We start from the raw sequence: 21,565 nt of genomic DNA, 5'->3' as shown, positions 1-21,565 counted from the left end.
TACAGGCGGAGGTGCGTATAATTCTGCCAGACATCGGAGCCTTTGACCCCATGCCCCAGACCAAACACCCCGGTAACGCCCCACAACTGCTCAGCAGCGTGAACACAGCCCACCTGCCGCCACGCCGCGCCGACGCCAACAAGGGCGATTTCGGCCATGTGCTGGTGGTCGGCGGCGACCTGGGCACCGGCGGGGCGGTGATGCTTAGCGCCGAGGCCGCCTTGCGTTGCGGCGCCGGTCTGGTGAGTGTGGCCACTCGTCCTGAGCATGTCGCCGCTGGCCTGACCCGCCTGCCGGAAACCATGTGGCGAGGGGTGGAGTCGGCCAACCAGCTGATGGGCGTGCTCGAGCGTGCCTCGGTGCTGGTGGTTGGTCCCGGGCTGGGCCAGGCTGCCTGGGGGCGCAGCCTGTTGTCGGCGGCGGCCAATGCCCACCTGCCGCAGGTCTGGGACGCCGACGCCCTGAACCTGCTGGCGCATCGGCCTCTGGCCCTGCCCAGTGGCAGCATCCTCACCCCGCACCCGGGCGAGGCCGCTCGCCTGTTGGGTATTTCCACCGAGGCGGTGCAGGCCGACCGGCCGGGCGCGGCCCGCAAGCTGGCGCGCAAGCATGCCAGCATCTGCGTGCTCAAGGGGGCCGGTACCCTGGTGGCCGCGCCGAGCGGCGAGCTGGCCCTGTGCGGGCGTGGCCACCCGGCGATGGCCGGCGCGGGCCTGGGCGATGTGCTGACCGGCGTGCTGGCGGCCCTGCTGGCCCAGGGGATGGACGCCTGGGCTGCCGCATGCCTGGGGGTATGGCTGCATGCCTGCGCCGGCGAGCGTCTGGGGGCCAAGGGCAGGGGCCTGGCAGCCAGCGACCTGGTTCCGGTCATTCGTGAATTGTTGGAGGAGCATTCAGCGTGTCAGGTATAACCTTGTTTCTGGCCGACGAACCAGCCACCGTGGCATTCGGCGCACGTTTGGCCGAGGTGACCGGCGGTCATGGCGTGATCTTTCTCGAAGGCGACCTGGGCGCCGGCAAGACTACGCTCTCGCGCGGGCTGATCCGTGGCCTGGGCCACATCGGTGCGGTCAAGAGCCCGACTTTCACCGTGGTCGAACCCTACGAAATCGGCGAGGTGCGTGCCTATCATTTCGACCTGTACCGCCTGGTCGATCCGGAAGAGCTGGAGTTCATGGGTATCCGCGATTACTTCGAAGGGGACCCATTGTGCCTGTTCGAATGGCCAGAGAAGGGCGCGGGCGTTTTGCCAAAGCCCGACCTGACCATTACCATAAGCCCGCAAGCGAGCGGACGTTCGCTGACCCTTTCGCCGCAGGGGGAGCGCGGTGAGGCCTGGTGCGCCGCCCTGGCCACAGAATTCAAACAGTAAATGGGGTTAGGTATGCGCATACGCGCACTGGTCGCCGTCGTGGGGCTGCTGCTGACAGCGGTGACCGTTGACGCTCTGGCCGTCACTCAAGTCAAGAGCATGCGTCTGTGGCGCGCACCGGATAACACGCGGCTGGTCTTCGACCTGTCAGGCCCTGTGCAGCACAGCGTCTTCACCCTGACCGCGCCAGACCGCCTGGTCATCGATATCAACGGGGCCACCTTGGGGGGCGCCCTGAACGTGGCCACCTCCAATACCCCGATCAGCAGCGTACGTTCGGCCCAGCGTACCCCCACCGACCTGCGGGTGGTGGTCGACCTGAAGAAGGCCGTCACGCCCAAGAGCTTCACCCTGGCGCCCAATGCCCAGTACGGCAACCGACTGGTGGTCGACCTGTACGACCAGGAAGCCGATGCCATCGCCGCCAGCGCGCCGCCGCCACCCCCGACCACGCGTACGCCCGCCAGCACCCCGGCTGTGCCGGTGACCCCAGCACAGCCAGCGATCAAGCTGCCGCCGGTGCCGAGCGGCAAGCGTGACATCGTCGTCGCCATCGACGCCGGCCACGGCGGGGAAGACCCGGGTGCCTCCGGTTCGCGCGGCCAGCACGAAAAAGACATCGTGCTGCAGATCGCTCGCGAGCTGCAGCGCCAGATCAATACCGAGAAGGGCTACCGCGCCGAGCTGACCCGTACCGGCGACTATTTCATCCCGCTGCGCAAGCGCACCGAGATCGCCCGCAAGAAGGGTGCCGACCTGTTCATTTCGATCCATGCCGACGCCGCGCCGTCGCGGGCCGCCTTCGGCGCCTCGGTGTTCGCCCTGTCCGACCGCGGCGCAACGTCCGAGACCGCGCGCTGGCTGGCCGACACGGAAAACCGTTCCGACCTGATCGGTGGCGCCGGCAACGTCAGCCTGGACGACAAGGATCGCATGCTCGCTGGCGTGCTGCTGGACCTGTCGATGACCGCTACCTTGAGTTCCAGTCTCGATGTGGGGCAGAAAGTGCTGGGCAACATGGGCCGCATCACCCCGCTGCACAAGCGGCGTGTGGAACAAGCTGGGTTCATGGTGCTGAAGTCGCCTGACATTCCGTCGATCCTCGTCGAAACCGGGTTCATCTCCAATGCCAACGAAGCGGCCAAGCTGGCGACCAAGAGCCACCAGCAGGCCCTGGCCCGCTCGATCCATACCGGGGTGCGTCAGTACTTCCAGCAGAGCCCGCCGCCGGGCACCTACATCGCCTGGCTGCGTGACAGCGGCAAGATCGCCCAAGGGCCGCGCGAGCACACCGTGCGCCCGGGCGAGACCCTGGCCATGATTGCCGTGCGCTACCAGGTCAGCGTGGCGAGCCTGCGCAGCACCAACAGCCTCAAGAGCGATGAGCTGAAGGTCGGCCAGCACCTTGACATTCCTGGCACCACCCTGGCGTCGCAGCGATGAGTGGTGGTTCGCGCATCCAGCTGCTCAGCCCGCGGCTGGCCAACCAGATCGCCGCCGGCGAGGTGGTCGAGCGCCCCGCCTCGGTGGCCAAGGAACTGCTGGAGAACAGCCTCGACTCCGGTGCCCGTCGCATCGACGTGGAGGTCGAGCAGGGCGGGGTGAAGCTGCTGCGTGTGCGTGACGACGGTGGCGGTATCGCTGCCGACGACTTGCCGCTGGCCTTGGCCCGCCACGCCACCAGCAAGATCCGTGAGCTGGAGGATCTCGAAGGGGTGCTGAGCCTGGGCTTTCGCGGCGAGGCCCTGGCCTCGATCAGCTCGGTGGCGCGCCTGACCCTGACCTCGCGCACCGCCAATGCCGGTGAGGCCTGGCAGGTGGAGACCGAAGGCCGGGACATGACCCCGCGGGTGCAACCGGCGGCACACCCTGTCGGTACCTCGGTGGAAGTGCGCGACCTGTTCTTCAATACCCCGGCCCGGCGCAAGTTCCTGAAGTCGGAGAAGACCGAGTTCGATCACCTGCAGGAAGTCATCCGTCGCCTGGCCCTGGCGCGCTTCGACGTCGCCTTCCACCTGCGCCACAACGGCAAGAGCGTCCTGAGCCTGCACGAGGCACCCGATGAGATCACCCGGGCACGCCGGGTGGGCGCCATCTGTGGCCCAGGCTTCCTTGAGCAAGCGCTGCCGATCGATGTCGAGCGTAATGGCTTGCGGCTGTGGGGCTGGGTTGGCCTGCCGACCTTCTCGCGCAGCCAGGCGGACCTGCAGTACTTCTTCGTCAACGGCCGCGCCGTGCGCGACAAGCTCGTGGCTCACGCAGTGCGCCAGGCGTACCGCGACGTGCTGTTCAATGGCCGGCACCCGACCTTCGTGCTGTTCCTGGAGCTCGAACCCAACGGCGTGGACGTCAACGTCCACCCGACCAAGCACGAAGTGCGCTTCCGCGAAGGGCGCATGGTCCATGACTTCCTTTATGGCACGCTGCACCGTGCCCTGGCGGACGTGCGCCCGGAAGACCAGCTGGCCGCGCCGGCCGCGGCCACCGAGATCGTACGCCCCACTGGGCTGCAGGTGGGCGAGTTCGGCCCCCAGGGCGAGATGCGCCTGGCCTCGCCGGTGCTCGAACAGCCCCAGGCCGAACCGCGCCAGGCGTTCGCAGGTGGTAGTGGGTCGGGCTACCAGTACCAGTACACGCCTCGGCCTTCGCAACCGGTGCCTGCCGCCGAGGCCCAGGCGGTCTACCGTGAGTTCTTCGCCCCGCTGGAAGACGGCGCCGCAGCGCCGGTGGCATTGCCGCAGAGCCAAGGCGATGTGCCGCCGCTCGGCTACGCCCTGGCCCAGCTCAAGGGCATCTATATCCTTTCCGAGAACGCCGTGGGCCTGGTGCTGGTGGACATGCACGCCGCCCACGAGCGGATCATGTACGAGCGATTGAAAGTGGCCATGGCCAGCGAGGGCCTGAGTGGTCAGCCACTGTTGGTGCCCGAGTCGCTGGCGCTCAGCCAGCGCGAAGCCGACTGTGCCGAGGAGCATGCCCAATGGTTCCAGCGCCTGGGCTTCGAGTTGCAGCGCCTGGGGCCTGAAACCCTGGCGATCCGGCAGATCCCCGCCTTGCTCAAGCAGGCCGAGGCCAACCGCCTGGTGCAGGACGTGCTGGCCGACCTGATGGAGTACGGCACCAGTGACCGCATTCAAGCGCACCTGAACGAACTGCTCGGTACCATGGCCTGCCATGGCGCCGTGCGCGCCAACCGCCGCCTGGCCATTCCCGAGATGAACGCGCTGCTTCGCGACATGGAAAACACCGAGCGCAGCGGCCAGTGCAACCACGGCCGTCCGACCTGGACCCAGCTTGGGCTGGATGACTTGGACAAACTCTTCCTGCGCGGTCGATGACATGAGCGGCAAGCCCCCTGCAATATTCCTCATGGGCCCGACGGCGGCCGGCAAGACCGACCTGGCCATCGAGCTGACCAAGGTGTTGCCGTGCGAGCTGATCAGTGTCGATTCGGCGCTGGTCTATCGCGGCATGGACATCGGCACGGCCAAGCCGTCGAAAGAGGTGCTCGCTGCCCATCCGCACCGGCTGATCGACATCCTCGACCCGGCCGAGAGCTATTCGGCGGCGCAGTTCTGCAGCGACGCCCTGGACGCGATGGCCGAGATCACCGCCCGCGGCAAGATCCCGCTGCTGGTGGGCGGGACGATGCTCTACTACAAGGCGCTGGTCGACGGCCTGGCGGACATGCCGGCGGCAGACGCCGCGGTGCGCGCCGAGCTCGAGGCCCAGGCCCGCGAGTTCGGCCTGGCCGAGTTGCACCGGCAGTTGGCCGAGGTCGACCCCGAATCGGCGGCCCGTATCCACCCCAACGACCCCCAACGCCTGATTCGCGCCTTGGAGGTCTACCGGGTGAGCGGCCAGAGCATGACGGCCCACCGGCAACGTCAATTCGCGGAAAGTCGCGCGGCAGACGCAGGCGCGGGCGGGCATTTGCCCTATACTGTCGCCAGTTTGGCGATTGCTCCTACAGATCGTCACATTTTGCATCAACGAATTGCGCTACGATTCTCGCAAATGCTGGAACAGGGGTTCGTCGACGAGGTCCGAGCACTGCGCGCCAGAAGTGACTTGCACGCCGGGCTGCCGTCTATACGGGCAGTGGGGTATCGGCAGGTCTGGGATCATCTGGATGGCAAGCTCACGGCCGACGAGATGCGCGAGCGCGGTATCATTGCCACACGCCAGTTGGCCAAGCGGCAATTCACCTGGTTGCGCGGCTGGTCCGGCGTGGAGTGGCTCGACAGCCTGGCCTGCGACAATCTGTCCCGCACCTTGAAATACCTGGGGACCGTCTCCATATTGAGCTGAGTCCCTGCAATTGCCGTCTATTCTTGCGAAAGGGCGGCATGAATTACCGATTTTATTGTTTTTTTACTATTGATCCTTACAGGAGTGCGGCATATGTCAAAAGGGCATTCGCTACAAGACCCTTACTTGAACACCTTGAGAAAAGAAAAGGTCCCGGTTTCCATCTACCTGGTAAACGGGATCAAGCTGCAGGGCTCGATCGAATCCTTCGACCAGTTCGTGGTACTGCTGAAGAACACCGTCAGCCAGATGGTCTACAAGCACGCCATTTCGACCGTGGTTCCTGCCCGTCCGGTTCGCCTGCCAAGCCCGTCCGATTCCGAACACGGCGACAGCGAGCCAGGCAACGCCTGATAGGAGCCTGCATTGTTCTTTGAGCGCCACGGTGGTGGTGAGCGGGCGCTGCTCGTTCACTTGGAAGGTCAGAACCCTGAGGCGCGCGAAGACCCGCAGGAGTTTCAGGAGCTGGCGCTGTCGGCCGGAGCGGACATCGTTTCGCTGGCCACGATAGCCCGGCACCAGCCTACAGCCAAATACTTGATTGGCAGCGGCAAGGTCGAGGAACTGCGCGACCTGGTCCATGCCGAGCAGGTAGACCTGGTGATTTTCAATCACACCCTCACGCCCAGTCAGGAACGTAACCTCGAACGTGTCTTCGAGTGTCGCGTACTCGACCGTACCGGGTTGATTCTCGACATCTTCGCCCAGCGGGCGCGTACCCATGAAGGCAAGCTGCAGGTCGAACTGGCCCAGCTCGAGCACATGAGCACGCGGCTGGTGCGCGGCTGGACCCACCTGGAGCGGCAGAAGGGCGGTATCGGCCTGCGCGGCCCGGGCGAGACCCAGCTGGAAACCGACCGTCGCCTGTTACGGGTGCGCCTGCGGCAGATCAAGGCGCGCCTGGAAAAGGTCCGCAGCCAGCGCGAGCAGGCCCGTCGCGGGCGCAAGCGCGCGGACATCCCGTCGGTGTCGCTGGTGGGGTATACCAACGCCGGCAAGTCCACCCTGTTCAACGCACTGACCGCCTCCGAGGTGTATGCCGCGGACCAGCTGTTCGCCACCCTCGACCCGACCCTGCGCCGGCTCGAGCTGGACGACCTGGGGCCGATCGTGCTGGCCGACACCGTGGGCTTCATCCGCCACCTTCCGCACAAGCTGGTCGAGGCATTTCGGGCTACGCTCGAGGAATCGAGCAATTCCGACCTGCTGCTGCATGTGATCGATGCCCATGAGCCCGAGCGCATGGAGCAGATCGAGCAGGTGCTGGCGGTACTGGGTGAGATCGGGGCCGAAGGCTTGCCGATCCTCGAGGTCTATAACAAACTCGACCTGCTCGAAGATGTCGAGCCGCAGATCCAGCGCGATGCCGACGGCAAGCCGCAACGGGTCTGGGTATCGGCACGTGATGGGCGTGGCCTGGAACTGGTTGGCCAGGCGATTGCCGAGTTGCTGGGGGATGATCTGTATGTCGGAACCCTGCGCCTGGAACAGCGTCTTGCCCGCCTGCGCGCGCAATTCTTCGCTCTGGGCGCGGTGCAAGGCGAAGAGCACGATGAAGAAGGTCGCAGCCTGCTGAGCGTGCGGCTGCCCCGGGTAGAGCTCAATCGCCTGGTCAGTCGCGAAGGCATGGAGCCTGAACTGTTCATCGAGCAACACACTTTGCAATAAATGCCCGTCGAGGTCGCCGGGCGGCCGAAGCAGGCATTCTGTAGCATTGGACGGCGCGCCGTGGGCGCGTCTTTGCTTTATCAGATGGAGAGCGCTATGGCTTGGAACGAGCCGGGTGGCAACTCGAACAATCAGGATCCCTGGGGCGGCCGCCGTGGCGGCGGCGGTGGTGGCGACAAGAAAGGTCCACCGGATCTGGACGAGGCCTTCCGCAAGCTGCAGGACAGCCTGAACGGCATGTTCGGCAGCGGCAAGAAACGCGGTGGCGGTGGTGACCGCAATATCGGCAAGGGTGGTGGCCTCGGCCTGCTGGGCATCGGCCTGGCCGTGCTGGCGGCTATCTGGCTGTACAGCGCCGTTTACGTGGTGGACGAGCAGGAGCAGGCCGTGGTGCTGCGCTTCGGCAAGTACTACGAGACGGTTGGGCCGGGCCTGAACATCTACTTCCCGCCGATCGATCGCAAGTACCTCGAGAACGTGACCCGCGAGCGGGCCTACAGCAAGCAGGGCCAGATGCTCACCGAAGACGAGAACATCGTCGAGGTACCGCTGACCGTGCAGTACAAGATCACCAACCTGCAGGACTTCGTGCTCAACGTCGACCAGCCGGAGGTCAGCCTCCAGCATGCGACCGAAAGTGCCCTGCGCCACGTGGTGGGCTCCACCTCGATGGACCAGGTGCTGACCGAAGGCCGTGAGCAGATGGCCGTGGATATCCGCGAGCGCCTGCAACGCTTCCTCGACACCTACCGCACCGGTATCACCGTCACCCAGGTCAACGTACAGAGCGCGGCAGCCCCGCGTGAAGTGCAGGAAGCCTTCGACGACGTGATCCGCGCCCGTGAAGACGAGCAACGTGCGCGCAACCAGGCCGAGTCCTATGCCAACGGCGTGGTGCCGGAGGCCCGTGGCCAGGCCCAGCGCATCATCGAGGACGCCAACGGCTACCGCGATGAAGTCATCGCCCGTGCCAAGGGTGAGGCCGACCGCTTCACCAAGCTGGTCGCCGAGTACCGCAAGGCACCGGACGTGACCCGCCAGCGCTTGTACCTGGAGACCATGCAAGAGGTCTACAGCAACTCGAGCAAGGTCCTGGTGGCAACCAAGGATGGGCAGAACAACCTGCTCTACCTGCCGCTGGACAAGATGGTGGAAGGCAGCCGCAACACGGCCGCTCCGGTCAGCAGCGTACCGGCTTCGGCCAACGACGCGGCCGCGCGCGCGGCGCAGGAAATGCAACAGCAGCAACAGTCGCTGCGTTCTAGGGAGAGCCGTTGATGAGCAATAAATCGCTGATCGCCCTGATCGCCGCTGTAGTACTGGCCATCGTGGCCTGGAACAGCTTCTACATCGTGTCCCAGACCGAGCGTGCGGTATTGCTGCAATTCGGCCGTGTGGTCCAGGCGGATGTCCAGCCAGGCCTGCATGTGAAGGTTCCCTACGTCAACCAGGTGCGCAAGTTCGACGCCCGGCTGATGACTCTGGACGCCCCGACCCAGCGCTTCCTGACCCTGGAGAAGAAGGCGGTGATGGTCGATGCCTACGCCAAGTGGCGGGTCAAGGATGCCGAGCGCTTCTACACCGCGACCTCGGGCCTCAAGCAGATCGCTGACGAGCGCTTGTCCCGTCGTCTGGAAAGCGGCCTGCGTGACCAGTTCGGTAAGCGCACCTTGCACGAAGTGGTCTCCGGTGAACGTGACGCGTTGATGGCCGACATCACCGCTTCGCTGAACCGCATGGCCAGCAAGGAGCTGGGTATCGAAGTCATCGACGTGCGCGTCAAGGCCATCGACCTGCCGAAGGAAGTGAACCGCAGCGTGTTCGACCGCATGAGCACCGAGCGTGAGCGTGAAGCGCGCGAGCACCGTGCCAAGGGTAACGAGCTGGCCGAGGGTATCCGCGCCGATGCCGATCGCCAGCGTCGCGTACTGCTGGCCGAGGCCTACCGCGAGGCGGAAGAGACCCGCGGTGACGGCGACGCCCAGGCGGCTGCCATCTATGCCAAGGCCTACACCCAGGACGCAGAGTTCTATGCGTTCTACCGTAGCCTGCAGGCGTATCGCCAGAGCTTCTCGAGCAAGAGCGACGTGCTGGTCCTGGATCCGAAGAACGAGTTCTTCCGCTTCCTGGACAAGAGCAAGCCTTGATCGGGTTGGCTTGAATTGGCGGGGCCGCTGTGCGGCCCTTTCGCGGCACAAGGCCGCTCCTACAGGATTATGTTCCCCCTGTAGGAGCGGCCTTGTGCCGCGAAAGGGCTGCAAAGCAGCCCCGGCAACTGGCCGGAAGGCACCCGCCCGGCAGCTAAAATGCCAAGCGGGGTGCATCCTGAAGGAAAAGCGGTGTATGATCAGTCAGCCGGGAAATTCCCGGCTTTTTTGCGTCTGCAAGGTTGATTGGCAAGCCGCCGGTTGACGGCTTGGCCAGGTCGCAAGGCAATTCGAGGGTATTGGGTACGGTGGTGGCGCTGGGATCAGTGCTGCCTGCTGCTGTGCGCCAATGCCTGCTTCACTTACGGCTCGCCTGTGGGCAGGCCGCCCGGACCAGAGGGGAAATGGCGTAATGGCAACGGTAGACCGCTGGCTGCTGCCAGATGGCATCGAGGAAGTACTGCCGCCTGAGGCCGCGCGTATCGAGATCGCGCGGCGCCAGGTGTTGGACCTGTTCCAGAGTTGGGGTTACGAACTGGTCGTCACCCCACATATCGAGTACCTGGAATCGCTGCTTACCGGTGCCGGCCAGGACCTGGACCAGCGTACCTTCAAGGTGGTCGACCCGCAGTCCGGTCGCCTGATGGGCTTTCGTGCCGACTTCACGCCGCAGGTGGCGCGCATCGACGCCCATACCCTGCGCCGCGAAGGCCCGAGCCGCCTGTGCTATGCCGGCAGCGTGCTGCATGCCCAGCCCCGGGCCCTGTCCACCTCGCGCAGCCCGATCCAGCTCGGTGCCGAGCTGTACGGCGACGCCAGCCCCACCAGCGATGTCGAGGTCATCAGCCTGATGCTCGCCACGCTGCAGCTGACCGATGTCGCCGACGTGCACATGGACCTCGGCCATGTCGGTATCTACCGTGGCCTGGCCCGTGCCGCCGGCCTGTCGGGCGCGGTCGAGCAGCAGTTGTTCGATGCCCTGCAGCGTAAGTCCGTCGATGAGGTGCAGGCCCTGACCGCCGACCTGCCGAAGGACCTGGGCAACATGCTGCGCGCCCTGACCGAGCTGTGCGGTGGCCGCGAAGTGCTGGCCGAGGCCCGGGTGCGCCTAGGCCGAGCCCCGGCCGGTGTGCTGGCCGCGCTGGACGACCTGTTGGCGATCGCCGACCGCCTGGCTGCGCGCTACCCGGACCTGCCCTTGTATTTCGACCTGGGCGAGCTGCGCGGCTATCACTACCACACCGGCGTGGTGTTCGCCGTGTTCGTGCCGGGTGTCGGTCAGTCGATCGCCCAGGGCGGGCGCTACGACGACATCGGCGCCGACTTCGGCCGGGCGCGCCCGGCTACCGGTTTCTCCACGGATTTGAAGACCCTGGTCACACTGGGGCGAGCGGAGGTCGTATTGCCTTCTGGCGGCATCTGGATGCCCGACAGTGGCGATGCGGCCCTCTGGCAGATGGTCTGCCAGTTGCGCAACGAGGGCCAGCGTGTGGTCCAGGCCCTGCCTGGCCAGCCGTTGAGTGCTGCTCTCGAGGCGGATTGTGATCGGCAATTGATTCAGCAAGACGGGCGCTGGCAGGTACTGCCGCTGACCCATTGAGTTTCTTCGTCGGCAAAAGGCCGGCAACCAAGTTTGCGTGAATGAGGACAAGTGTTATGGGTAAGAATGTCGTCGTCCTGGGCACCCAGTGGGGTGATGAGGGCAAAGGCAAGATCGTCGATCTGCTGACCGAACATGCTGCCGCCGTAGTGCGCTACCAGGGTGGCCACAACGCGGGTCACACCCTGGTGATCAATGGTGAGAAGACCGTTCTGCACCTGATTCCTTCCGGCATCCTGCGTGAGGGCGTCCAGTGCCTGATCGGCAACGGCGTGGTCGTTGCCCCGGACGCGCTGATGCGTGAAATCACCAAGCTGGAAGAGAAGGGCGTACCGGTGCGCGAGCGCCTGCGCATCAGCCCGGCGGCGCCGCTGATCCTCTCCTACCACGTGGCCCTGGACCAGGCCCGTGAGAAAGCCCGTGGCGAAGCCAAGATCGGCACCACCGGCCGTGGTATCGGCCCCGCCTATGAAGACAAGGTGGCTCGTCGCGGCCTGCGCGTGGGCGATCTGTTCCACCGCGAGCGCTTCGCCGCCAAGCTCGGCGAGCTGCTGGACTACCACAACTTCCAGCTGGTGAACTACTACAAAGAGCCGGCCATCGACTTCCAGCAGACCCTGGACGAGTGCATGGCCTATGCCGAACAGCTCAAGCCGATGATGCTCGACGTCACCGCTGAGTTGCACAACCTGCGCCGTGCCGGCAAGGACATCATGTTCGAAGGCGCCCAGGGCTCGCTGCTGGACATCGACCACGGTACCTACCCGTACGTCACCAGCTCGAACACCACCGCCGGCGGTATCTCCACCGGTTCCGGCGTCGGCCCGATGTACCTGGACTACATCCTGGGCATCACCAAGGCCTACACCACCCGCGTCGGTTCCGGCCCGTTCCCGACCGAACTGTTCGACGAGACCGGTGCCACCCTGGCTAAGCGCGGCCATGAGTTCGGTTCCACCACCGGTCGCGCTCGTCGTTGCGGCTGGTTCGATGCCGTGATCCTGCGTCGCGCCATCGACGTCAACAGCATCTCGGGCATCTGCCTGACCAAGCTGGACGTGCTGGACGGCCTGGAAACCATCAACATCTGCGTGGGCTACAAGGACGAGAACGGCGCGGTCATCGAAGCACCGACCGACGCCGACAGCTACATCGGCCTGCAGCCGGTATACGAAGAGCTGCCGGGCTGGAGCGAGTCGACCCTGGGTGCCAAGACCCTGGAAGCGCTGCCGGCCAACGCTCGCGCCTACATCAAGCGCATCGAGGAGCTGATCGGCGCGCCGATCGACATCATCTCGACCGGCCCGGATCGCAACGAGACCATCGTCCTGCGTCATCCGTTTGCCTGATCTGCCGTTCGGCTGATCCGACGCCGCGGCCTCGAAAGGGGCTGCGGCGTTTTTATTTGCACGTACCTGCATTGGCCTCCAATCGCCGGCAAGCCGGCTCCCACCGGTATGGCGGTGTCTTTGAAACAGCGCAGGACAGGTGGGAACTGGCTGGGCCAGTACAAAGCATTTCCTTGCTGAACCTTGGCACTTCCCCCCGCTGACCCCGGCACAACCCTTGCTGTATGAAACGCCCGTGGGTGCCATCAAAGTAATGGCGCCAAGAACACGGGAGTTACAACGTGTCTGCCATCCTTTCACTGTTACGAAGCCGCCTATTGCGGCCTGTGTTTGTTGCCCTTGGTATCGCTCTTCTGGTGCAGGTTCTGGTCGCCGTTGCACTGACCCGAAGCACGGTCACTGCCCTGGAGGCGCAATTGGGCGAGCGCCTGGGCAATGACAGCCGCAAGCTCGCCACGGAGCTTGAGCATGCCGGCCAGGACGTTCGCTCGGGTCTGGACAGCCTGTCTGCCAGCACCCGCCAGCGTTTGAGCGCAGGGCTGTCGGCGCGTCTTGAAAGCGAACAGCAGCAATTGCGCAGCACCCTTGAAAAGAACCTCAAGGACTCAGCCAACGACATGGCCGAGCTGCTGGCCTCGGTGGCACCGCGTGCCATCTGGGATAACGATGTGCCCACGCTTTCCGACTTCGCCCGCCGCGCCCAGCGCAACCCCAACGTACTGTTCGTCATCTATGACGACGCCCAGGGCCAGCATCTCACTCGCTATCTGAACCGGCAGAACCCTATCAACAAGGCCTTGCTCGAGAAGGGGCAGGGCGAGCGGGCGCTGGACAAGGTGCTCGATGCAGCGCGCAAGGACCCCTCGGTGTACTACGTCGAGGCCCCTATCAACCCCAACGGTGCCGAGATCGGCAAGGTTGTGATGGGGGTTTCCATGGCGGGGGTGGAGCAACAGCTCAAGGCCCTGGATGATCGATTCGCCGCCCTGATCGCGAGCGGCGAACAGCTGGTCGGCGACAGCCTGGTGGCTGCGGCGGCCGACAGCGGCAAGGCATTGCGTTCGCGGCTGGAGGCCGCCCAGGGCAGCGCTGCCGCCATGCAGGCCAACACCGCACAAACTGTGCGCGATGCCGCTGCCGAGCTGCGCTGGCGCATAGGCCTCGGTCTGGTGCTTGTGGGCCTGGGGGTGTTGCTGGTGGTGGCCGTCGTGCTGGGGCGACGAGTGGTCAGCAAGCTGCGCCTGTTGATCAGGGCGCTGGATGATCTCGCCGCAGGCGAAGGCGACCTGACCAAGCGAGTGGCGCTCGACAGCCGTGACGAGATCGGCGACATGGCCTCGGCAGTCAACCGCTTCGTCGATAAGTTGCAGCCCATCGTGCGCGAGGCGGGTGAAGTGGCCCAGCGTACGGGCGTGGAAATCGGCACCATGGCCCAGCGCAATGCCGGCGCCGATGCCGCCGCAGCGCTGCAGCGCGACGAGGTGGCCGCCAGCCTGCGCGACCTGTCCAGCATGGCCGACGAAGCCCAGGCCGAAAGCCAGGCCATGCAGGCCGCCTTGCAGCAGGTGGTGGACATCCGTCGCGCTGCCGATGAAAACAGTCGCGCCTCGACCCAGTTGGCACGGTTGATCGAGAACTTGGCCAGCGAAGTGGAGACCGGCTCCCAGGTGATCGAGCGCCTGGCCAAGCAGAGTGAGCAGATCGAGGTGGTGCTGACTGTGATCCATGGGATCGCCGAACAGACCAACCTGCTGGCGCTCAATGCGGCCATCGAAGCGGCGCGGGCAGGGGAGACCGGTCGCGGGTTCGCCGTGGTGGCCGATGAGGTGCGCGCCTTGGCGAGCAAGACGCAAAGCTCGACCGGAGACATCCAGGCGCATATCGCCGCCTTGCAGCAGGGCGCCAAGGAGGCCGTCGCGACCATCGGCCAGGCCGGGCGCCAGGCCAGCGAGGGCCTGCTGGTGCTGCGCGACAACGAACGCCGCCAGCAGTCGGTGCAGGCGGCGGTGGAACAGGTGCACTCGGCCATCGGCCTGGCCACCCGCGCGGCAGAGCAGCAGGCCCACGGTGCGCAGGCGGTGCGCGGGCGGGTGGAGACCATCCATGCCCAGGCCGAGCGCTCGGCCGAGGTGGTGATGCAGACCACCGCCAGCAGCAAGGTGCTGGACGACCTGGCGGCGCAATTGCGGGCCAGCCTGGGTCAGTTCAAGGCGTGACCGCATCGCGAAGCAAACCCGCTCCCAGGGCTATGGCGCCGCCCTGTAGGAGCGGGCTTGTCCCGCGATCAAGGGCGAAGCCCTTGCCATGCAATCGCGGAGCTGGGTTGTCCTGCTGAGACGCCGACTCCGCCCGCACAGCTTTCACGCAACCCCAAATGGCAGTCAGGCCTACGCCCTGTTTGAAACAATTTTAAACGCGATCAATCCGCTTTCAGCGGTGAACATGTAGGCAATTTCTGAATTTCGCCTTTTTCTCCCGACAGTATTGCGACGGCCTTCATAGAGGGGCTAGGTTCGTCTGGACCTCAAGATGACGGTCTCCGACATCTCATGAACAGCTCATCTACTACCAGGGAGGTAAGCATGGCTTTTGATGCCTACATTCAAATCGCGCACATCAATGGCGAAGCACTGGACGCGCAGTATCCCAACTGGATCGAGATCACCGGCTACAAGTTTGGCGCTCACCAGAGCACTTCGGCCACCGCAAGCTCTGCAGGCGGCGCATCCTCCGGGCGGACCACGCTCACCAACTTCACCTTTACCAAATATCTCGACAGCGCCAGCAGCAAGCTTCTCGAAGCCAGCTGTGCCGGCCAGCACCTGAAGGAAGTGAAGCTGGTGGTGTGCCGGGCTGGCACCGAAAAGCTCAAGTACTACGAAGTCGTGCTCGAGGAAGTGATCATCGCCGACTACGCCCAGAGCGCTGGCGATGGCGTGCCGCTGGAAGTCGTGCAGCTGAACTATGGCCGTATCAAGACCACCTATACACGGCAGAAACGCCTCGATGGCAGCGGCGGCGGCAATGTGACCGGCGGTTGGGATCGTATCAACAACAAGAAATATGCGTGAGGGAAGGCCATGTCTGAAGCACGCAGTTTTATCAACGCCCGGGCGCAAACCTATGAGTCGTTGAAGGCTGGCATCTCCATGTCGGCGAATCAACGAGCCAAGTTTGATGTGCTGAATGCACATATCGTCAACAGTGTGGTCGTCGGAGGGGAGCTGGTCATCGTTGGAGATCCCAGTACTCCGTCATGCACAAGTCATGAAGCCTTTTTGATGGCCAAGGCTTCGATCATTCACCACGACATAGTATTCAATAATGTCGGAGTGGATGATTTCTTCTTAGATAATTTTGACCTGCTGCAAAGCATACTTGCACAGGCCTCCCTAGGAGTTGGAGTGGTCAGTGATGGCTGGGGGAGATATTTGAATGATATCAAAGATACTTTGGTGAAAATCGACTTGTTATATCATGAGCATATGCGTAGTGGCGCTCTGAAAGGGCGTGAAGAGTTTTATGCAAAGCGTAAAGTGCTATTTGTAAGGCTGGAGGAGCAGCTCGGAAAAATGGCTGCGTACGGTTCGGGTTTACGCATCCAGGGTTCAGTAAAAAGGATGTTGGAGCTTTCTACTAAAAGCTACCTCGCTACGGGAGAAATAGCACGCTATGTTGAAAAAGTCGCAGGTGTAGCAAAGGCAGCAAATCTTGTAAAGAAAGGGGGGTATATAGGCATCGGACTAGAGGTGGCCTCTGCAGGGCTATCTATTCATAAGGCCTGCACGTTTGGACGCGAAGAAGAATGTAAAAAGGCTAGATACATTGAAAGCGGTGCACTGGCAGGAAGTTTAGCTGGAAGTGCTGGTGGCGGATTGGCGGGCGCTGCCGTAATTAGCGGATTATGTACAGCCATTGGCGTCCCCACGGCAGGCGTGGGAACGCTTGCTTGTGCCGTAATTGGAGGGGCTGTAGGTGGTAAGTTGGGAGGGGAATTCGGCAAAGGGTGGGCTGGAAATGTGGGGGAGTTAATTTATAGGAGGATATATGAGTGAGCTTTGAAGTGTTAGTCCTAATGGCCGCATTTCTATTGATGTGTGTGGCTTTGAGTGTGTGTGTAATGGCGTATTTGGCATTGCGTTATGTTGAAGTTATTGAATCGAGCTTGGTGGGGTGTCAATATGTGCGGGACAATAAGAGTAATCTTTCTTCCGCAGGTTTTCTAGGAAAGGTTCTGCGAACCTGCTTGGCCGCAAATATGCTGTTAATGCCAGGGCCTTTTGTTAGGAGGGGTGTCGCAGATCGGATTGAAATGAATAAACTTCCGATCAGGCTAAAAAGAGTTTTGATCCTTTCTTGGAGTGCGCTTCTGGTCTCGGTATCGTTGTTTTTTGTTTTCCATGGAGTAGTCAGGTTTTTAGGATGGTCCGGTTAGCCCGCCTGTCCATCAGCAGGCATGGGGCGGTCACCGCCCCAACTGGCAGCGGCGGCGGCAATGTGGCCGGCGGCTGGGACCGCATAAACAACAAGAAATATGCGTGAGGGAAGGCCATGTCTGAAGCACGCAGTTTTATCAACGCCCGGGCGCAAACCTATGAGTCGTTGAAGGCTGGCATCTCCATGTCGGCGAATCAACGAGCCAAGTTTGATGTGCTGAATGCACATATCGTCAACAGTGTGGTCGTCGGAGGGGAGCTGGTCATCGTTGGAGATCCCAGTACTCCGTCATGCACAAGTCACGAAGCGTTTTTGATGGCGAAGGCGGCAGGGATACATCATCAGCTAGAAGTCAATAATATCGGGGTGGATGACTTTTTTCTGGATAATTATGACTTGCTGAAAAGCCTGCTCGCTTATGCTTCTATGGGCGCCGGGGCGGTTGCCGACGGCTGGAGCAGGAATCTCGAGGCGATCAAGAAAACGTTGGAACAGATTGAACGACTTTATCGTGAGTACTTGGGTAACGGTACGATCAGGGCGCGCGATGAATTTTATGCGAAGCGAAAGGCGCTGTTTCTACAGTTAGAGGAACAGCTGAGCATGGTAGCAGCTTATGGTTCATCCTTACGTAACAAAGGAAAAGCAAAGCGGACGCTAGAGATATCTACTAAACGTTATTTGCATTCGGGTGAGATAGCTGGGTATGCGGAAAAAATTGCTGGGGTTTCTAAAGCGGCAGCTTTTATCAAGAGGGGAACCTATATAGGGATTGGGCTGGATGTCGCATCGACAACTCTCGATATACATAGAGCATGTGCATTGGGGCGAGAGGAAGAGTGTGAAAAAGCTAAGTATGTGCATGGAAGTTCCCTCGTGACAGGGGTGGGTGGAGGAAGTATAGGAGGGACAATAGGTGGTGCTCTCGCCGTCGCTGGTTGTACCTTCGTTCTTGGGATCACCACTGGGCCCGGTGCACTTGCCTGTGCTGTCTTGGGAGGCATGGTTGGAGGCGTTGTGGGGGGGAATATAGGTGCAGAAGGCGGCGAAATGATAGGGGAGTATTTGTACAGGAAAGTGTCAGGATGAGTATTGAACCTGCAGTACTATGGATGTCTATTCTAGGTCCTGGTTGCTTTGTTATGTCGATGTTTGTGTATGTGGCTCATCGGTATGTCGATTCCATTGAGTTGTTACTCATTAATTCAAAATATATCGTGGGCCTGAAATCAATTTTTTCGGGAGCGGGTCTGATTGGGAAGGTTTTACGGATGAGTATTATAGGTTGCGTTCTAATGATTCCGGGCCCCTATGCGCGAAGGGGACTTATTGACTTAGATGACGTCAAGCGCGTTCCCTGCGGCACAAAATGGTTGGTTGTGGGGCTTTTGTTGGGGGTTTTCTTATGTTTTTTGTTAATGATCGTTTTTCGTGTGTGGATTTACATAAGTTCCGGCGGGTAAGGTTCTTAATGTTATTTTTTCCTAAAGAGCCCAAGCCTACGAGTCGCTCAAGGACGGTCTCGGCATGTTGAGGGTTGCGCAATGACAGACGTGTATGTGGCTGTGCTTGGTGTATTTTTATTTGCTTCGCCTGTAGTGCTATTTACAGTCTGGGTAGTGATTGCAAATAGATCGCTCGATCACATCGAGTCCTTTTTTTCAAACAGTCCGATGGTGGTGGAGAATAGAAGGGTTTTTTCTCAAGCCGGAGTTCTGGGGCGAATTGTGCGAGTAGGATCGGTATCCGCAATGTTGATGGCTGCCAAGATGTGCGTGCATAAAGGGCTACTGGATTTTGAGGACGTGCGTAGGTTTCCAGTTCGTTTGAAACGATTTTTGGTTGCTTTATGGTTTTTCCATTTGTTGCTGTTTTTTATTCTTGTGACATTCTGCATTTGGATAATCCACTGGCGCTAGTAGGCGCCAGTGATGGCTGATTGTAATATGCGGTTCTTGCTTTAAGGCTATCGCGGGCAAGGTGCTCCCGCGGGTACGGTGCTGCCCTATAGGAGCGGGCTTGCCCGCGCTAGCGCTCACGCCTTGTTCAAATACATCCGCGTCGTCAGCAGATACACCGGCAACCCCGAAACCACGATCAACAGCGCCGCGTAAGGCGCCGCCGCCGCGAACTCGACGTTGGCGGTATGTGCCCACACTTCAGTCGCCAGCGTGGTCATGCCGGTCGGGCTGAGCAGCAAGGTGGCCGTCAGCTCCTTCATGGCATCGAGGAACACCAGGGCAAAGGCTGCTGCCAGGGCTGGGAAGATGATCGGCAGCGTCACTCGGCAAAACGCACCGAAGCTGCTGGCGCCCAGGGTGCGGGCGGCTTCTTCCAGGGTTGGCGAGGCCTTGTTCAGTGCCGTGCGCACTGGCGCCTGGGCCAGCGGCAGGAACAACAGCGCATAGGCCAGGATGAGCAATGCAGTGGTCTGGTAGAGCGCCGGTACGTAGTGCAGGGCGAAGAACACCAGGGTCAGGGCGATCACCAGGCCGGGCAAGGCATGGAGCAGATAGGGCAGGCGTTCAGCCCAGATCGCCAGGCGGCCTTTATAGCGCACCACCAGGAAGCTGATCGGCAAGGCCAGCAAGACGCAGAAGCCAGCGCCGCCCAGGGAGACCGACAGCGAGGTGAGCAGTGCCTTGCCGATCTCGGCGACCGGGAAGGCTGCCGAGGCGCCCACGCTCAGCCAATACCCGAGCATCGCCAGGGGAATGCCGCTGCCCAGTATGGCCAGCGCCAGGCAGAACAGTTGCGCCGCTGGCATCCAGCCGCGCAGCTTCACCGGTTGGGCGCGTCGGGCCACGCCCTGGCCGATGCGCACATGACGCGCCTTGCCGCGTACTCGCAGTTCGAGCCAGAGCATTGCCAGGCACAGCGCCAACAGCACCGCCGAAAGCATTGCGGCGTTGGCGTTGCTGAACTCGAGTTCGAACTGCTGGTAGATCGCGGTGGTGAAGGTTTGTAGGCCAAGGATCGACAGCGCGCCGAACTCCACCAACATGTGCAGGGCAATCAGCAGTGCACCGCCCAGCATCGAGGGCCACAGCAGCGGCAGGGTGATCTTGCTGAACACGCCCCAACGGCTGCAGCCCAGCGTGCGCGCCGACTCTTCCAGGGAGGTGTCGAGGTTGCGCAGGGTGGCCGCCACCGGCAGGAACACCAGCGGGTACTTGGACAGCGCCATGACCAGGATCGCCCCGCCCAAACCTTCGAAACCCGAGCTCAGCGACACCCAGGTGAAGCTGCTGACGAACGACGGCACGGCAAACGGCAGGCACAGCACCACGCCCCAGAGGCGGCGACCCGGCAGGTCGCTGCGCTCGAGCAGCCAGGCCAGGGCCAGGCCGGCGACAATGCACAGTATCGTCACGCCGGCCATCAGCATCAGGGTGTTGCGCAGCAGGCCCCAGACGAATGGCCGCCAGAGCAGGCGCAAGGCTTCATGCCAGCCGGCCTCCCAGGCCTTGGTGCCGACATACAGCAATGGCAGCACGCTCATCGCTACCAGGAACAGAACCGGCAGCACCACCCAGATGGAGGGGCGTTTGCGGCGTGGTACGAAGCGCGGCAGGGCCGCTTGGGGCAGGGCGGCGGTCATCAGAGCAGGCCGACCTCGCGCTCGAGCTCCAGGGCTTCCTCGGCATTGCCCAGGTCGGCCGGGGTGATCTTCGGTGGGCGCAGGTCCTCGAATGGCTTCAGGCCTTGATCGGAGACCATGCCCTTGTGCAGCGGGTATTCGGCGGTGGTCTGGGTGATCACGCGCTGGCCTTCTTCGCTGGCCATCCAGTTGAGCAGTGCCTGGGCTTCCTTGGGGTGCTTGCTGGCCTTGACCGCGCCTGCGCCGGAAATGGTCACCAGGTTGCCGGCGTCACCGTCGGCCAGGTAGTACAGGCGGGTGTCCAGCTGGCCGCGCTCGCGCTTGAGAGCGTACCAGTAGTAGTTGTTCACCAGCACGGCATCGACTTCACCTTTCTCCACGGCTTTGAGAGCGACCATGTTGTTGGTGTAGGTCTTGCCGAATGCCTTGAGGCCGGTCAGCCATTCCTCGGTGGCTTCCCGGCCGTGCAGCTTGAGGATGGCCACGGCCTGCTCCTGGAAGGCGCCGCTGGTGGGCACGTAGCCGACCCGGCGGTCCCATTCGGGGTTGGCGAAGTCCATCACGGTGGTCGGCAGGTCTTTTTCGTCGACTTTCTTGGGGTTGTACACCACCACGCGGGTGCGTGCGGTGACGCCCATCCAGGTACCGTTGGCGCCGACGTATTCCTTGGGCAGCATGTTCAGGGTGGCGTCGTCGATCTTGGCCAGCAGGCCCAGCTCGCCCAGGTTGTTCAGGGGCGGGGATTCCTCGGTGTAGATGACATCGGCAGGGGAGCGGTCGCCTTCCTCGATGATCTGGCTGGCCAGCTGGTTGCTGCTGCCCTTGCGGATATTGATGTGGATGCCGGTCTTGGCCTCATAGGCCTTGGCGATGGCTTCGCCGATTTCCTTGTGCTGGCCGTTATACAGGGTCAGGGTGACCGGGTCGTCAGCCAGGGCGGCCGGTGCGCCGATCACCAGGCCGAGCAGGGCGGTGGCCAGGCTGCGCATCAGCAATTGCGGGCGGATCGTCATGCGGGTACTTCCTCGCTTACGGCTACATATTTGGAAACAATGGTAAACGAAATCGTTTCTCAAGTGG

At 62.4% G+C, this 21,565-nt stretch carries 17 protein-coding genes and 2 pseudogenes; 17 read left to right on the top strand and 2 right to left on the bottom strand.

Annotated elements, in window-relative coordinates:
* The first annotated feature begins 50 nt into the window (after positions 1-50).
* The 17 genes and pseudogenes from ACXHGZ_RS19055 to ACXHGZ_RS18975 all read left to right on the top strand — a co-directional run bounded on the left by ACXHGZ_RS19055 (position 51) and on the right by ACXHGZ_RS18975 (position 18,803).
* On the top strand, positions 51-911 hold the full coding sequence (locus ACXHGZ_RS19055; protein ID WP_480460983.1) for an NAD(P)H-hydrate dehydratase: 861 nt from the start codon (positions 51-53) through the stop codon (positions 909-911).
* The gene (tsaE, locus tag ACXHGZ_RS19050) at positions 899-1,372 is read left to right on the top strand and encodes a tRNA (adenosine(37)-N6)-threonylcarbamoyltransferase complex ATPase subunit type 1 TsaE (RefSeq protein WP_480460982.1); all 474 of its coding nucleotides are present in this window, start codon (positions 899-901) and stop codon (positions 1,370-1,372) included. The genes ACXHGZ_RS19055 and tsaE overlap by 13 nt, the downstream gene beginning before the upstream one ends.
* A complete protein-coding gene (locus ACXHGZ_RS19045; protein WP_172402933.1) occupies positions 1,373-2,815 on the top strand; it encodes an N-acetylmuramoyl-L-alanine amidase in 1,443 nt (480 codons plus the stop codon).
* Positions 2,812-4,710 (top strand): DNA mismatch repair endonuclease MutL, encoded by a 1,899-nt coding sequence (gene mutL / locus ACXHGZ_RS19040; protein WP_480460980.1) that lies wholly within the window; start codon positions 2,812-2,814, stop codon positions 4,708-4,710. Before ACXHGZ_RS19045 ends, mutL begins: the two co-directional genes overlap by 4 nt.
* 1 nt (position 4,711) lies before the next feature.
* Positions 4,712-5,683, top strand: coding sequence for a tRNA (adenosine(37)-N6)-dimethylallyltransferase MiaA (miaA, locus tag ACXHGZ_RS19035; protein WP_480460979.1), 972 nt, complete (start codon positions 4,712-4,714; stop codon positions 5,681-5,683).
* A 93-nt stretch (positions 5,684-5,776) separates the two neighbouring features.
* Positions 5,777-6,037, top strand: a complete 261-nt coding sequence (gene hfq / locus ACXHGZ_RS19030) for an RNA chaperone Hfq (protein WP_003258160.1) — start codon at positions 5,777-5,779, stop codon at positions 6,035-6,037.
* Between the two features lie 12 nt (positions 6,038-6,049).
* Positions 6,050-7,351, top strand: a complete 1,302-nt coding sequence (gene hflX, locus ACXHGZ_RS19025) for a ribosome rescue GTPase HflX (RefSeq protein ID WP_480460978.1) — start codon at positions 6,050-6,052, stop codon at positions 7,349-7,351.
* A gap of 96 nt (positions 7,352-7,447) precedes the next feature.
* Entirely contained in the window at positions 7,448-8,629 is a 1,182-nt protein-coding gene (gene hflK / locus ACXHGZ_RS19020; RefSeq protein WP_480460976.1) for an FtsH protease activity modulator HflK, read from the top strand.
* Positions 8,629-9,498, top strand: coding sequence for a protease modulator HflC (gene hflC, locus ACXHGZ_RS19015; RefSeq protein ID WP_084854176.1), 870 nt, complete (start codon positions 8,629-8,631; stop codon positions 9,496-9,498). Before hflK ends, hflC begins: the two co-directional genes overlap by 1 nt.
* A 412-nt stretch (positions 9,499-9,910) precedes the next feature.
* Positions 9,911-11,098 (top strand): ATP phosphoribosyltransferase regulatory subunit, encoded by a 1,188-nt coding sequence (locus ACXHGZ_RS19010; RefSeq protein WP_084854179.1) that lies wholly within the window; start codon positions 9,911-9,913, stop codon positions 11,096-11,098.
* Between the two features lie 56 nt (positions 11,099-11,154).
* Entirely contained in the window at positions 11,155-12,447 is a 1,293-nt protein-coding gene (locus tag ACXHGZ_RS19005; protein WP_196145050.1) for an adenylosuccinate synthase, read from the top strand.
* A 617-nt stretch (positions 12,448-13,064) separates the two neighbouring features.
* Positions 13,065-13,757, top strand: a pseudogene (locus ACXHGZ_RS19000) (methyl-accepting chemotaxis protein); the annotation flags it as partial.
* Positions 13,758-14,147: 390 nt separating this feature from the next.
* Positions 14,148-14,663, top strand: a pseudogene (locus tag ACXHGZ_RS18995) (methyl-accepting chemotaxis protein); the annotation flags it as partial.
* A 366-nt stretch (positions 14,664-15,029) separates the two neighbouring features.
* The gene (locus ACXHGZ_RS18990) at positions 15,030-15,518 is read left to right on the top strand and encodes an Hcp family type VI secretion system effector (RefSeq protein ID WP_480460974.1); all 489 of its coding nucleotides are present in this window, start codon (positions 15,030-15,032) and stop codon (positions 15,516-15,518) included.
* A 9-nt stretch (positions 15,519-15,527) separates the two neighbouring features.
* Entirely contained in the window at positions 15,528-16,502 is a 975-nt protein-coding gene (locus ACXHGZ_RS18985; RefSeq protein ID WP_480460973.1) for a hypothetical protein, read from the top strand.
* A 496-nt stretch (positions 16,503-16,998) separates the two neighbouring features.
* Positions 16,999-17,973: a hypothetical protein gene (locus tag ACXHGZ_RS18980; RefSeq protein ID WP_480460971.1), complete on the top strand. Its 975-nt coding sequence runs from the start codon at positions 16,999-17,001 to the stop codon at positions 17,971-17,973.
* Between the two features lie 455 nt (positions 17,974-18,428).
* Positions 18,429-18,803, top strand: coding sequence for a hypothetical protein (locus ACXHGZ_RS18975; RefSeq protein WP_480460970.1), 375 nt, complete (start codon positions 18,429-18,431; stop codon positions 18,801-18,803).
* Positions 18,804-18,919: 116 nt separating this feature from the next.
* On the opposite strand, the gene ACXHGZ_RS18970 is transcribed toward ACXHGZ_RS18975, so the two are convergent.
* Entirely contained in the window at positions 18,920-20,485 is a 1,566-nt protein-coding gene (locus ACXHGZ_RS18970; RefSeq protein WP_480460968.1) for an ABC transporter permease, read from the bottom strand.
* Positions 20,485-21,498, bottom strand: a complete 1,014-nt coding sequence (locus ACXHGZ_RS18965) for an extracellular solute-binding protein (protein ID WP_084854195.1) — start codon at positions 21,496-21,498, stop codon at positions 20,485-20,487. The genes ACXHGZ_RS18970 and ACXHGZ_RS18965 overlap by 1 nt, the downstream gene beginning before the upstream one ends.
* Positions 21,499-21,565 lie beyond the last annotated feature (67 nt).

It is taken from the genome of Pseudomonas shiyinii, assembly GCF_056725765.1.
This window is presented reverse-complemented; position numbering and strand designations above follow the sequence as displayed.

Excerpts from the sequence above, each read along its gene's own strand:
- hflK (WP_480460976.1), top strand. The coding sequence starts at position 7,448 with ATGGCTTGGAACGAGCCGGGTGGCAACTCGAACAATCAGGATCCCTGG.
- ACXHGZ_RS19010 (WP_084854179.1), top strand. The coding sequence starts at position 9,911 with ATGGCAACGGTAGACCGCTGGCTGCTGCCAGATGGCATCGAGGAAGTA.
- ACXHGZ_RS18965 (WP_084854195.1), bottom strand. The coding sequence starts at position 21,498 with ATGACGATCCGCCCGCAATTGCTGATGCGCAGCCTGGCCACCGCCCTG.
- ACXHGZ_RS19055 (WP_480460983.1), top strand. The coding sequence starts at position 51 with ATGCCCCAGACCAAACACCCCGGTAACGCCCCACAACTGCTCAGCAGC.
- ACXHGZ_RS19045 (WP_172402933.1), top strand. The coding sequence starts at position 1,373 with ATGGGGTTAGGTATGCGCATACGCGCACTGGTCGCCGTCGTGGGGCTG.
- ACXHGZ_RS18990 (WP_480460974.1), top strand. The coding sequence starts at position 15,030 with ATGGCTTTTGATGCCTACATTCAAATCGCGCACATCAATGGCGAAGCA.
- hflC (WP_084854176.1), top strand. The coding sequence starts at position 8,629 with ATGAGCAATAAATCGCTGATCGCCCTGATCGCCGCTGTAGTACTGGCC.
- ACXHGZ_RS18970 (WP_480460968.1), bottom strand. The coding sequence starts at position 20,485 with ATGACCGCCGCCCTGCCCCAAGCGGCCCTGCCGCGCTTCGTACCACGC.
- ACXHGZ_RS18985 (WP_480460973.1), top strand. The coding sequence starts at position 15,528 with ATGTCTGAAGCACGCAGTTTTATCAACGCCCGGGCGCAAACCTATGAG.
- miaA (WP_480460979.1), top strand. The coding sequence starts at position 4,712 with ATGAGCGGCAAGCCCCCTGCAATATTCCTCATGGGCCCGACGGCGGCC.
- ACXHGZ_RS18980 (WP_480460971.1), top strand. The coding sequence starts at position 16,999 with ATGTCTGAAGCACGCAGTTTTATCAACGCCCGGGCGCAAACCTATGAG.
- ACXHGZ_RS19005 (WP_196145050.1), top strand. The coding sequence starts at position 11,155 with ATGGGTAAGAATGTCGTCGTCCTGGGCACCCAGTGGGGTGATGAGGGC.
- ACXHGZ_RS18975 (WP_480460970.1), top strand. The coding sequence starts at position 18,429 with ATGACAGACGTGTATGTGGCTGTGCTTGGTGTATTTTTATTTGCTTCG.
- mutL (WP_480460980.1), top strand. The coding sequence starts at position 2,812 with ATGAGTGGTGGTTCGCGCATCCAGCTGCTCAGCCCGCGGCTGGCCAAC.
- hfq (WP_003258160.1), top strand. The coding sequence starts at position 5,777 with ATGTCAAAAGGGCATTCGCTACAAGACCCTTACTTGAACACCTTGAGA.